The organism is Sporosarcina sp. P32b (genome assembly GCF_002743335.1).
GTDB lineage: Bacteria > Bacillota > Bacilli > Bacillales_A > Planococcaceae > Sporosarcina.
This window is the reverse complement of sequence record NZ_PDZB01000020.1, coordinates 22122-35460: the sequence shown is the minus strand read 5'-3', so window position 1 is coordinate 35460 and position 13339 is coordinate 22122. Positions and strand designations below refer to the sequence as shown.

General features: G+C 40.2%; 12 protein-coding genes. 6 read left to right on the top strand and 6 right to left on the bottom strand.

What is annotated here, in order from left to right:
• Positions 1 to 49 precede the first annotated feature (49 nt).
• Both CSV64_RS12915 and CSV64_RS12910 read right to left on the bottom strand, forming a co-directional pair.
• A complete protein-coding gene (locus CSV64_RS12915) occupies positions 50 to 502 on the bottom strand; it encodes a protoporphyrinogen oxidase (protein ID WP_099634996.1) in 453 nt (150 codons plus the stop codon).
• A 5-nt stretch (positions 503 to 507) separates the two neighbouring features.
• Positions 508 to 1440, bottom strand: coding sequence for a cation diffusion facilitator family transporter (locus CSV64_RS12910; RefSeq protein WP_085426729.1), 933 nt, complete (start codon positions 1438 to 1440; stop codon positions 508 to 510).
• Between the two features lie 309 nt (positions 1441 to 1749).
• On the opposite strand from CSV64_RS12910, the gene argH reads away from it, so the two are divergent.
• The gene (gene argH, locus CSV64_RS12905; protein WP_085426728.1) at positions 1750 to 3072 is read left to right on the top strand and encodes an argininosuccinate lyase; all 1323 of its coding nucleotides are present in this window, start codon (positions 1750 to 1752) and stop codon (positions 3070 to 3072) included.
• 41 nt (positions 3073 to 3113) lie between these two features.
• Here the strand turns inward: argH and brnQ are convergent, their stop codons facing one another.
• Together brnQ and CSV64_RS12895 are read right to left on the bottom strand one after the other, a co-directional pair.
• Entirely contained in the window at positions 3114 to 4433 is a 1320-nt protein-coding gene (gene brnQ / locus CSV64_RS12900; RefSeq protein WP_099634995.1) for a branched-chain amino acid transport system II carrier protein, read from the bottom strand.
• Positions 4434 to 4544: 111 nt separating this feature from the next.
• A complete protein-coding gene (locus CSV64_RS12895; RefSeq protein ID WP_099634994.1) occupies positions 4545 to 5324 on the bottom strand; it encodes an enoyl-ACP reductase FabI in 780 nt (259 codons plus the stop codon).
• A 201-nt stretch (positions 5325 to 5525) separates the two neighbouring features.
• On the opposite strand from CSV64_RS12895, the gene argC reads away from it, so the two are divergent.
• The 5 genes from argC (at position 5526) to CSV64_RS12870 (ending at position 11439) form a co-directional block, all read left to right on the top strand.
• Positions 5526 to 6560 carry an N-acetyl-gamma-glutamyl-phosphate reductase gene (argC, locus tag CSV64_RS12890; protein ID WP_233190471.1) on the top strand — a complete coding sequence of 345 codons (1035 nt, stop codon included), beginning with the start codon at positions 5526 to 5528 and terminating at the stop codon, positions 6558 to 6560.
• A 39-nt stretch (positions 6561 to 6599) separates the two neighbouring features.
• Complete coding sequence (gene argJ, locus CSV64_RS12885) at positions 6600 to 7823, top strand: bifunctional glutamate N-acetyltransferase/amino-acid acetyltransferase ArgJ (RefSeq protein ID WP_099634992.1); 1224 nt, start codon at positions 6600 to 6602, stop codon at positions 7821 to 7823.
• On the top strand, positions 7786 to 8565 hold the full coding sequence (gene argB / locus CSV64_RS12880) for an acetylglutamate kinase (protein WP_099634991.1): 780 nt from the start codon (positions 7786 to 7788) through the stop codon (positions 8563 to 8565). Before argJ ends, argB begins: the two co-directional genes overlap by 38 nt.
• Positions 8562 to 9692 carry an acetylornithine transaminase gene (locus CSV64_RS12875; protein ID WP_099634990.1) on the top strand — a complete coding sequence of 377 codons (1131 nt, stop codon included), beginning with the start codon at positions 8562 to 8564 and terminating at the stop codon, positions 9690 to 9692. Before argB ends, CSV64_RS12875 begins: the two co-directional genes overlap by 4 nt.
• Positions 9693 to 9897: 205 nt before the next feature.
• Positions 9898 to 11439, top strand: coding sequence for an NlpC/P60 family protein (locus tag CSV64_RS12870; protein ID WP_099634989.1), 1542 nt, complete (start codon positions 9898 to 9900; stop codon positions 11437 to 11439).
• 43 nt (positions 11440 to 11482) lie between these two features.
• On the opposite strand, the gene CSV64_RS12865 is transcribed toward CSV64_RS12870, so the two are convergent.
• Positions 11483 to 11938 (bottom strand): hypothetical protein, encoded by a 456-nt coding sequence (locus CSV64_RS12865; RefSeq protein WP_099634988.1) that lies wholly within the window; start codon positions 11936 to 11938, stop codon positions 11483 to 11485.
• Between the two features lie 325 nt (positions 11939 to 12263).
• Positions 12264 to 13235 carry a DMT family transporter gene (locus tag CSV64_RS12855; protein ID WP_099634986.1) on the bottom strand — a complete coding sequence of 324 codons (972 nt, stop codon included), beginning with the start codon at positions 13233 to 13235 and terminating at the stop codon, positions 12264 to 12266.
• Positions 13236 to 13339 lie beyond the last annotated feature (104 nt).

Here is a 13339-nt window from a genome sequence, read left to right as displayed (position 1 = left end):
TCCTTTTCATCGCGGTGCCGAATATACGTATATATAAATTGCGAAGCCATTAGTTATTTGCTCTCATTTTATGCAAATCGCCAAGTACTTCAAACAGAAGTTGTAGTGCATCTTGAATAGGCATCGTCTCATCAAACCCTTTGAGAGAATCAAGCGGAATATTTAATTCCCAGAAGCCTTCATTGTCGGAAAAAGAAATACTAAAGCCATGTAGATTATGCTGAAGTTTTTCCTCAATAAATGTACGAATAGTTTCGCCTTCTTTTTTCTTACCTTGCAAACCAAATAATGCCATATACGTTTTGAACATGTCATCTACTTCAAGTGCCAGCGAATCCACTTTGATCTCATCGAAGTCAGGGGACTCGACAAAAAGAAATTCAGCTATATTAGATTTCAAATAAGAGATGGGTTCTTGTAAAAAACGCTCATCTGCAAAGCGTACGGTTTCCTCTGTTTCCTTTACACATACTTCTATTGTTTTGATTGTTACTGTACTCATTTTATTCACTCCTCGTTAGTAAGTATACCGGATTGTTTTTCGGGATACCACGGATTTAAGTGAATTAATACTTCATCCACGTCTTCATTTTTCGCCATGATCAAATTACGTAATCTACTCGAGATAATATGGCCTTCTTGTATCGTCAAATCACCATTAATACCGATTCGAATATCAACCAATACATAATGTCCATGTTCTCTTGCGCGCAAGCGATCAATTCGTTTTACTTCCGGAATGGAATGAATCAATTCTTCAAACGCGATTAAACGCTCATCACAGACGCTTTTTTCCATCAATATATCAATACTTTCTTTACCGATCTCCATAGCGATTTTAAAGACCAGAATAGAGACAATAATACCCGCGATGGGATCTCCATACGTGAGTAGCGGCCATTCGTAAGCATCTCCGATTAAAGCAAGTCCAATACCTACTACTGCAGCAAGTGAAGCATAAACATCAGCTAAGTGGTCATATGCCGTCGCAATTAGCCCTTTACTGTTTTCTGCTTTACCTATACGTATTGTATAAATATAGAGTATATACTTCCAAATTAATGACACGAACGCGGTGAGTAAGGCGATCCTACTTGCTGTTGCAGGATCTTCAAATAATGCCATGATCGCTTCGAAAGCAATATAGATTGCAGCTAACCCTAAAATAATAGCGACTATGCTTGAACCAATGACTTCCGCTTTGCCGTGTCCATATGGATGATCTTCATCAGCAGGACGTTTTGAAATTTGCATGGAAGTCAGTGCGGCTGCAGAAGCTACCACATCACCTGCGTTGTGAAAGCCATCCGCAAGTAAAACCGGACTTCTGAAAACAAATCCGACGACCAGTTTTAATATAGTCAAGATCACATTACTCAATAAACTGATCCAGATAGCCATAATCGCAGAAGTGGAATGCTCACGTACTTGAATGGTCATAAATGTTTCCCTCCTCTAACAGTGTTTCCTCGAAGCAACAAAAAAACCTCGCTTAATTTGGGCGAGGTCATACATGATTTTAATTGTTGGATTGGGACAAAGTTTCTCATTGTCATCACTCATTCATTTGTAGTTCAATCATTATCCCATAGCTATACGGTTTATGCAAGAATGTACTACATCACTCAGAGTAGAAAAATGTCGTCTACTGTGTCAAAATAAAAGAATAGAAAAGATACAAGATCATGATGAACATAATTTCTATACAATGATACGTATAAAAATACGAATTGAGAGGTTTGATGAATAATGAAGCTTTGGGGCGGTCGTTTTAGTAGTAAAGCAGATGAAATCATGGAGAAATTTAATAGCTCTTTACCTGTTGATTATCGTTTATATAGAGAGGATATCGCAGGTAGTATCGCACACGTAACGATGCAAGTTCATTCAGATTTATTGTCACCTGAAGAAGGTGAATTGCTAGTGGATGGTTTGCAGTCGATTTTGGCGGATATCGAATCGGGTGAATTGCAAATCGAAGGCAATTATGAAGATATTCATTCGTTTATTGAAATGAATCTCACAGAGCGAGTAGGGGAGACGGGTAAGAAATTGCATACAGCCCGCAGCCGAAACGATCAAGTAGCAGTCGATATGAGACAGTATGCTAGAAATCAAACTTCTGTCGTCATGGATGCGCTGCAAGTCTTAATTGATTCACTTGAAGCAAAGGGAAGAGCAAACAACGTTATTATGCCGGGCTACACACATTTGCAACGCGCGCAGGTCGTCACTTTCGGACATCATCTAGGTGCTTATGCACAAATGTTCAAACGCGATAAAAAACGTGTGCAAAATGCGGCCGAGATTTTGAATGAAAATCCACTTGGCTGTGGTGCACTTGCCGGTACGACGCATGATATTGATCGCCAAGTGACGACCTCATTACTAGGGTTCGATAAGCCGGTAGATAACTTTCTAGACGGTGTCAGCGATCGTGACTATTTAATAGAATTGATGTCCGACTTCTCGTTAATCATGATGCACATGAGTAGATTGAGTGAAGAGCTTATTCTTTGGAGTAGCCAAGAGTTCCGCTTTATCACGATTTCAGATGCTTACTCAACAGGAAGTAGTATAATGCCTCAGAAGAAAAATCCAGATGCGGCAGAACTGATCCGTGGTAAAACTGGCCGAGTTTATGGTTCTTTATTCGCTTTACTGACGACGTTAAAGGGTTTGCCATTAACATATAATAAAGACATGCAGGAAGACAAAGAACAATTCTTTGATGCATTGGATACTGTTCTTGACTGCTTAGAAATTATGTCTAAAATGATCGACACTCTACAAGTCAATGCAGAGCATATGAAAGCTGCAATTAAAGGTGGATTCTTGAATGCGACAGAAGTAGCGGACTATTTAGTCGCAAAAGGTACGCCATTCCGCGACGCGCATGAAATCGTCGGTAAAATCATCATTTATTGTGAACAGGAAAATAAAGCGATCGAGGACCTGACAGTAGGCGAACTCAAAAACTTCAGCGACCACATGGAAGAAGACATCTACGAATACATCGATTATGAATCCATTATTACAAAAGGGAATAAGGGATTGATGAAAGAAATGTAATAAGCATATAAAAAGCCTGCGGAATGTCTGCAGGCTTTTTACTATTCAACGCGAGGCTTACCTTGAATGGAAGCGACAATAAAACCTATTGCACCAAACATAACTGCAGGCAACATCCATCCAACGCCTTGCTCATATAAAGGTAAGAATTCCAATATATATGTAACCGGTACCAGATCGATATTGAATGCTCGTAACACATCAAAGAATCCAATAAGACCTGCTGCTAGTAAACCGTAATTATATACTTCATGATAGCCTTTAAATAACGGGTGTAACAATCTAAAGGTAATTAAGACAATGGCTAGAGGATATACTCCACCTAGTACTGGAATCATCACTGCAAGCAACTGCGTGAGGCCGACATTCGCGACTATCGTAGAAAACAAACAAATAATAAAGACGAACGCTTTATAAGAAATCTTAGGAGCGATTTTAGAAAGATAGGTAGCACTTGCAGTCGTCAATCCAACCGAAGTCGTTAAGCAAGCTAGTGTTACTGCAAGCCCAAGTAAGTATAAACCGTTATTACCCATCAAGGCATACGCAAGTTTTGCTAAAATATCTCCGCCGTTCGTTGCGCCTTCCGCTACAGAGCGGCTTGTCATCCCTAAATAGGCTAATCCAGCATAGACGAAACTCAGCCCGATAACTGCGATAGATCCTGCTTTCATCGTAATGGAAGTAATCGCTTTTCTATCTGTAATACCTTTCGCCTTCACGGCATTAATGACGATAATAGCGAAGACTAGCGCTGCCATTGCGTCCATTGTTCCGTATCCTTCAATAAATCCTTTGTAAAAATAATCTTCTGCATAAGATCCTTGTGGCACGCCCGCTTTGCCTACGGGATTAATAATACCCGTCACGACAATGAACGTTACGATAGCTAGCAATATCGGAGTTAAAATACTTCCGAAGCGATCGACTATTTTATTCGGCTTAAATGAGAGCCAAATCGTCACCGCAAAAAATATAATGGAGAAGAGCACCAATGCTAACCTAGAATACGAATCCGGTACAAATGGTGAAACGGCTATTTCGAATGAAACAGTCGCTGTACGCGGAACACCGAAGAACGGTCCAAGTGCTAAATATATAACTAATGGAAATATCATGGCGAATACAGGTGATGCTTTTCCAGCTAAATCATTTAATTGATTGCCACTCATAGTGACTGCAATTATGCCAAGATAGGGAAGGCCGACTCCTGTAATTAAAAAACCAGCCAGCGTGATCCATGTTTGTGTTCCTGCTAGTTGACCTAGCAGCGGTGGGAAAATCATATTTCCAGCACCAAAAAAGAGAGCAAACATCGTCAGCCCCAATTTGAACGTATCGAATTTGGTAAATCTATTCATTTGAAATTCCTCCTGAAGTACTTTGAAAAGTGTATGTATTTCGATAATTAATTGTATTTTTGTGGAAAGAGCTCATAAAAAAGGATTCTCCTAAGAGAATCCTTAATAAGATTACCCCATAATGTGGTAGCCAGCATCTACATAGATAACTTCACCTGTCACACCACTCGATAAACTACTTAGCATCGCCACAGTCATATCTGAAACTTCTTCAGGTTTGACATTACGTTTTAGTGGCGCGCGTTCCTCAATTTGACTAAGGATGGTATTAAAGGAAGGAACACCTTTTGCGGACAATGTACGAACCGCTCCGGCAGAGATTGCATTGACACGGATATTTTGTTCACCTAGCTCAGATGCTAAGTAGCGTACAGAAGCTTCAAGAGCTGCTTTTGCAACACCCATTACGTTATAGCCTTCAAGAACTCGTTCCGCTCCTAAATAACTCATCGTAATGATCGCTCCACCTTCTGTCATATAATGACGGGCTTCACGTGCTGCCGCTACCAATGAATATGCACTAGAATCTTGTGCGAATGCATATCCTTCACGAGTCGTTTCCACGAATGGATTATGCAAGTCTTGTTGATGTGCAAATGCGATGGAGTGAACTACGCCATGAATAACACCAACGTGTTCGCCAATCGATTTGAAAGCTTGCTCTATGCTCTCATCACTATTCACATCACACTGTACAATTTGTGTGGCTGTAAATTCACTTTTAGCTAAAGCTTTTTCTAATTTATCACGAGAGCGATCTTTACGGTATGTAAAAATGACATTCGCACCAACGGAGAATAATGCTTTTGCGACTCCCCAACCAATACTACGTTCATTTGCCACACCCATAATCACAATGTTTTTACCGGATAATTTTAATAAGTCTACCATAATAGCCTCCTGAAAGTTTCTTATTCATTTGATCATATTATACTCTCCATAATAATAACATATAGTGAAGAGGAAGTTATAGATTTTCTATATAAGAACGAAAAGAGAATTTATAAATAGACTGTCAATAAATAAAAATACAGTTGACTTTATAATTATACATCCGTATACTTGTCTTTAATGAATAAAGAGGTGAGGGCGTTGAAGGTTGGAATCGTAGGAGCGTCTGGATATGGTGGCCTAGAGTTGATACGGTTGCTGCAAAACCATCCGGAAATTGAACAGATAGATTTATTCACTTCCTCAGAAGTGGGAACGGTCTTTTCTCAAAAATATCCACATCTTGTGAATATTCACGATCAGCCGATGAAGGCTATAGAACCTGAACATATTAGCAAGTTGGACACAGTTTTTTTCAGTACACCAGCTGGCGTTACAACTACGTTACTTCCTCCATTGGTGGGAGCAGGTGCTAAATTGATCGACTTATCGGGAGATTTTAGACTGAAAGATCAAGCGGCTTTTGAGCAGTGGTATCAAAAGGATGCACCACTACTTGAACACTTGGAGAAAAGTGTATACGGACTTCCAGAATGGAATAAACCGGACATTGCGGATGCAGAAATAATTGCGAACCCAGGATGTTACCCGACAGCGGTTCTTCTATCTTTACTGCCGTTATTGAAAAATAATTTAATTGACGGTAGCCGATTAATTATTGATGCAAAAAGTGGTATATCTGGTGCAGGCAACAAGCCAAGCCAAGCGACCCATTTCAGTGAAACGAATGAAAATTTCTCTATATATAAGATTCATCAACATCAGCATATACCGGAAATTGAACAGGCAATGAATATATTTGCTGATCAACCTAAACCTATTACGTTCACAACGCATCTTGTTCCTATGACAAGAGGTATCATGACGACGAGCTATGCGGAAGTGAATGGACAAGTTACGGAAGAACAGCTTAGAAGTTGCTTGCATGAAACATATAAAGATAGTCCGTTCGTTCGTATTTTGACAGACGTACAAAAGGTCAGTACGAAACAGGTGTATGGCTCCAACTATTGCGATATCCATGTCAAGGTGGATCCACGAACGAATCAAGCAACGATTATAGCAGTCATTGATAATGTGGTGAAAGGCGCCGCTGGACAAGCTATACAAAATATGAATATTCAATATGGTCTACCTGAAAAAACAGGGATCGATATTATTCCATTATGGATTTGAACTATTAATTTGAACACAAGAATTGAGGGGAGCACTACTATGGAAACCATCGAAAGCATGAAGCGCATCTCGCGTAAAAATATTATCTCACCAAAAGGATTCAAGGCAGTCGGCATCCACTGTGGGCTAAAACATAAGAAAAATGATTTGGCTCTACTAGTCAGCGAAGTCCCAGCGAGTGTTGCGGGTGTCTTCACAACGAATGTAATCCAAGCGGCTCCACTTCAAGTCACAAAAAAAGTCGTATATGAAACGCAAAAGATGCAGGCGATTGTCATAAACTCCGGTAACGCGAATGCATGTACAGGTAAGCAAGGTATGCAAGATGCAATGACTATGCAACAAAAAACCGCTGTGCACTTAGGAATCGATTCCAATCTTGTAGGCATTGCTTCTACAGGTGTGATCGGTGAACAAATGAATATGGTCCCTTTACTATCCGGTATTGAAAAGCTTCAACCGATGGACACATTAGAAGGTTCCATTCAATTTTCACAAGCGATTTTAACTACAGATACCGTAACGAAAAATACTGCCTATGCAACGGTGATCGATGATCGTGAAGTCGTGGTAGCGGGTGTTGCAAAAGGTTCAGGAATGATTGAACCGAATATGGCGACAATGCTTGGCTTCATCACAACCGATGCCAATATCGAATCTGAACATTTACAAACAGCGTTAAAAGAAATTACAGATGTGACATTCAACTCTATTACGGTAGATGGTGATACATCAACGAATGATATGGTACTTGTTATGGCAAACGGACTAGCGGGTAACCACTCATTAACTCCAGATCATCCCGAATGGCAATCTTTCGTCGATGCATTGCATGCTGTATCACGTGATTTAGCGAAAATGATTGCTAAAGATGGGGAAGGTGCTACTAAATTGATCGAAGCGAAAGTGACAGGTGCAGTTTCGGATGAACAAGCACGTCAAATCGCAAAATCTGTAGTAGGCTCACCGCTTGTCAAGACGGCGGTATTTGGTTGTGACGCCAACTGGGGAAGAATTATTGCAGCCATCGGATATAGCGGTGCCACAATAGATCCTGAAGATATCAAAATCTATATCGGCGATACAGTAGTAGTAGAAGGTGGGGAACCTATTCCATTTTCAGAAGAGAAATTGTTGATTTATCTTAAACAGCATGAAGTGAAATTTGCAATAGAACTAAACCAGGGAGCTGGTCAAGGAATGGCATGGGGGTGCGATCTTACTTATGACTACGTCCAAATCAACGCAACATATCGTACGTAAAAGACAGGTTATTAAACTAGGTGGCAGTATGCTAGACGAATTGAGTGATAATTTTTTCCAGGGTGTGAAAAAATTACAGCAAGATGGTGTTCAAGTAATTATTGTTCATGGTGGGGGACCAAACATTAATCAAGAGCTTGAAAATCGTGGAGTCACTTCGACTGTTGTTAAAGGGTTCCGTGTTACGTGTGCTGAAGCAATCGACATCGTCCAGTCGATCATAATTGGCCAAGTGAATCCAGCGCTCGTTCATCGCTTCAATAGCGAAGGGGTCAAAGCGGTTGGATTAAGTGGATTCGATGCGAACTTATTTACGTGTGATGTACTTGATTTTGAAACGTATGGTTATGTGGGAGAGATTAAAACCGTTAAAACAGAAGTTGTAGATACGCTTTTGGATGCAGGAATAATTCCAGTTATTTCGTGTATCGGTGCAACCGTATCTGGAGATCCATTGAACGTTAACGCGGATACAGTCGCAAGTCGAATAGCATTAGCTGTCGAAGCCGAAAGTTTATTATTGGTGACAGATACATCTGGAATCCGGATTCAAGATCAGCCCCAGACAGAAGTGCAACCGCAAGCTATTTATGGCTGGATTAAAACAGAAGATATCTACGGAGGAATGATTCCGAAAGTCATGGCGGCAATTGATTGTCTAGAAGCGGGTATTCCATCTGTACAAATCGTCTGTCAGGAATTAAAAGGCACGGTCATTACCAATGAGGAGGCAATTGTGTGACGTATTTATTCAATAACTACGCAAGACGTGCGGTACATCTCGTAAAAGGACAGGGGACCGTAGTGACAGACGATAAAGGGAAGGATTATTTAGACTTTACTAGCGGCATCGCGGTCGTCAGTTTAGGACATGCTCATCCTGCAATCGTTAAGGCATTGCAAGAACAAAGCGAAAAGCTATGGCATACTTCCAATCTATTTGAAAGTCCAGAACAGGAAAAACTAGCTGAATCATTAACAAAAGGTACGGATCTATCCTATGCATTGTTTTGTAACAGTGGTGCCGAAGCGAATGAAGCGGCGATTAAATTAGCGCGTAAACATACAGGCAAGCACCATATTTTATCGTTTAAACAGTCATTCCATGGGCGGACTTTTGGCGCGATGGCTGCCACGGGGCAGGATAAAATTCAACAAGGATTTGGTCCGATGCTTGAAAGTTTTGAAGCGTTGCCATTTAATGATGTCGAAGCTTTGAAACAAGCGACTAACGATAACGTGGCTGCTATCATGCTGGAAGTCATCCAAGCGGAAGGTGGAGTTAACACTATCGAACCGGCTTTCGCTGAAGCGGTTATGGCTGCATGTAATGAACATAATATCCTTCTCATTATCGATGAAGTACAGACAGGGATTGGACGGACAGGAACACGTTATGCCTACGAGCAAACTGCACTAAAACCTAATATCGTCTCATTGGCTAAAGGCCTTGGTGGCGGCTTCCCTATTGGTGCATTGCTAGCTGGTGAAGAGCTGTTCCATACATTCGGACCTGGTACACATGGTACAACTTTTGGTGGAAATCCTTTAGCCGTTTCAGTTGCTCAAACAGTAGTCGATCATATATTTGATCCTGCATTCTTAAAGGATGTTCAAGAAAAATCTACGTATCTGAAGCAACAACTTCAGTCAGAACTTCCAAAAGATAAGTATTCGATTCGCGGAAAAGGTTTATTAGTTGGGGTTCATTCAACTAAAGAAATCGCTCCATTTATCCAAGAGGCCGAAAAACAAGGATTACTACTTGTACCTGCGGGAACGAATGTCATCCGTCTATTACCACCACTGACAGTTTCAAAAGAAGAAATTGACCAAGCGATAGCGATATTAAAGAATATATTAACGTAATAGCAAATTGAATTAAAGTAGTCTGCGAACTGCTATTCAGTAAACAAAAGATCTCCATGAAGTCTCAACACTTCAGGGAGATCTCTTTTTTTGCGTGGGTATAAGTTAAGCTCAGTTACACTTATTTGAATTCTTTCTATACAAAGAATTATCGCTCAGGTATAGTTAAGGCAAAACTACCTAAAAGAATGGAAGTGTCCTAGACTTGAAACAGATATATGCAATAGCACTAACTATAATGCTGGTCCTATATGCAATCCCCACCACCTCACTTGCCAACGTCTTCCAAGATGTGCGACCTCAGCACTCGGCAGCTGATGAAATACACTATCTAGTTGAAAAAGAAATCATCATAGAAAAACCAAACACTAAATACCGTGTAAACGAACCGATCACACGCCTCGAAGCTTCAGGTATGATCCAACGTGCGCTGAAAATCCCTGTAGATAATAGACCAGATGCAAAACTGTCGGATGTAAAGTTGTCTCATCCACACTACGCACTCATTGCCACAATGGTTGATGAAGGTATTTTCATGGGCAATGAGAAAAAAGAATTTCAACCGTATGGTAATTTGAAACGTGGGCAGATGGCGGCGGTATTCGTTCGCGCATTCAATCTGACAGGCAAATCGACGTATCGATTTCGTGATGTACCTACAACGTATTGGGGGTTATCCGACATACAAAAACTATCTGTAAATGCCATTACGACAGGTTATTTGGATAACACGTTTAAGCCAAATCAAACGTTAACTCGTGGACACTTTGCAGTATTTCTGGCACGAATTCTTGAGCCGGACTTCAGAGAGCAACCTGCCTGTTACAAGCCGAATAACACTCCCGTTCAAACAGTCAATGTACCTGTTACGACACTTTGGAAAGAGCCAGGAAAGTCGCGAACAGTAGATGCTTATGCTACAAACAAAACACCTGATATCACGAAATGGATTGCTACAATGAGTTTACGTGAAAAACAATGGCTAGTAGGTAAATTAGAAACCCAAGCACTATATGGTCAAACAGTTAAAGTCCTGCAAACAAAAGGGGACTGGGTTCAAGTGGTTGTAACAGATCAAAGCTCCCCAAAAAACGCAGCAGGCTACCCAGGATGGATGCCGAAGAATCATCTAACGGCAGTATATCCTAACTATGCAACATGCGACACAGCCATGGTGACGACGAAATCAGCTACACTTACGATGGATAAAAACGGTAAACAACCTCATCGTTCAATTAGCTTCAACACGACATTGCCGATCATGGATGTTATGGATAATAAACTTGCTGTCCAGACACCTGCTGACGGAGTGAAGTACGTGGATAAAAGTTCAGTGAAAATAGTAGGAGCGGATGGTGTCATGCCAAAGCCTACAACCCAGCAAATCATGGATACAGCCAAGCTCTTCGATGGATTACCGTATTTATGGGCAGGTACTTCAGGATTTGGCCTAGATTGTTCCGGATTCACATACTCGGTCTATCGTCAGCATGGAATTGATATACCGCGTGATGCATCTGTGCAAGCATTGAACGGAACGTTAATACAGAAAAACGATCTACAACCCGGTGACTTAATGTTCTTTGCTTATAATAAAGGTAAAGGAATCATTCATCATGTAGGGATGTACGCAGGGAACGGTCAAATGATCCATGCGCCAAACCCTAAGCGTACTGTGGAAATCATCCCAATGACAGTGGAACCGTATAAGTCAGAGTATGTTTCAGCTAGAAGATATTTAAAATGAAAAAGCGCACAGACAACTGATGTCTGTGCGTTTTTCATCTATATTACAAGTTTCCTTCATACAATATATTATCGTCATTCAAATCAATAACTTTTAAATAATTATCTTCTTTTATGAAGATACTCTTATATACCTTTTGTCCGCTTTCATTTTCATACAGGATGATACGTTTGTTCTGATTATCCACTTCCACTTGTGCTATTAACTCATTCATCGGAATATGCTCTGCTAACACTTCAGCTTCTTCATGTCCTAACAAGTTAGAATTAGAAGGTTCGTATGAGGCTTTTGGTTCTTCACCAGGCACATCTTCTACAGGTGCTTCTTCCTGAGGAGCTTTAGTGTCGGCAGGTTTAGTACCTTCAAGTTCTGCTGATTCTTCCTCAGGCTCTATCTCATCAACTGAGATGTCTTTATCTTCTACAGGTTTTGCTTCCTGATCGTTACTGCACGCAACCAAAAATACAGCGAGTGCAGGTAAAAGCCACCATTTTTTCATATACATTCACTCCTGTTTATCTTATTTCATGTGTTGACAGTGTAAAAGCTTATGTTAGATAAATCAATTAACTCAACTTAAATGATCATATTAAAGAGGAAATACTACTGTAAAAATAGAATGAGTAAAGTAGGATATAAATATAAAAAGTTCCAATATTTCATGAATAACACAAGGGGAACTATTATGAAAATTATTGTGCCTTTAGATAGAACGAATATGGGATTTAAAGTTTCGCATCAAATAAACAAAGACACATTCCAAACTTTTGGAATGTGTCTTTGTTTTTATGTTTCAATTAATATAGTAGATTTCTAACGTAGAATTATACACTAGGTTGCATACTATGTTTTTTATATTGACGGGCTTCATCTTTGCGTTTTTGCTGAATACGAAGGAATATGTTATTTCCTAATAGCGCCGCGATGATAAATACCGTACCAATATAATCAAAAATAGTTAACTGATATCCTTGTATATAGGAAATCACCAGTGTGGTCACCGGCACGAAATTGATAAACAACAAACCATTTAATGGAGACAAGATACGTACGCCAACATTCCAACCTACTAACGCGATAATACCTGGGAATACAATCATAAACAACATGTGCGGTGTTACCACTTGTAATGTTTCTACAGTTGGGACAGAAATATAACCTGTCAACGTTACGAAGAATACCACTATACATGCAGTTAATGTACCAAGTAAACAGCTCAAAGTAGAATAACGCAATGCGGACCATTCACTAAATCGATTTCCACCCATTGTATAAATGACCCAGCCGATTACCGCTATGAAGATCAGTAATGAAGGGACGATGTCATCTGTTGCTGTGAAGAAGGTGCGTAAGTCACCTTTTGTGATCACGAGCATTACACCGACAAATGCAGTAAATACACAAGTCAGCGTGAAGCCATGCGGTTTGTGTCTACTAATCATCCATACAATAACAATAGAAATCATCGGCATCATAGCCTCTGAAATGGACGCAACCATTGTTCCAGGTTGTCCCATTAAGTCTTGCCCCCAGAAAATAAAGAGGTTATAGACAACGAATGCCATCGTTCCGAAGAACCAAAGCGATAAGCCTCTCTTTTCAAATCGAAAAGCTTCCTTTCCTTCTTTAAACCATAGTATGCCGACAAGTAGTAGTGTTACCGAAACGTAACGAATTAATGTGAAATAAAATGGGTCGATATTTTTGAACGCGCTATTGGCAACTGGGAACATTGCACCCCATGACACACTGGCTATAAAGCATAGAAACGCTCCCCAGATAATTTTATTTTTCAACAGACGCAACCTCCTTGAAGTACTATCTCTAGTAAACACCATATTGGACATCACGTAAAACGAATAATAATGATGACTACTATCAATTTTATTGATATCATATA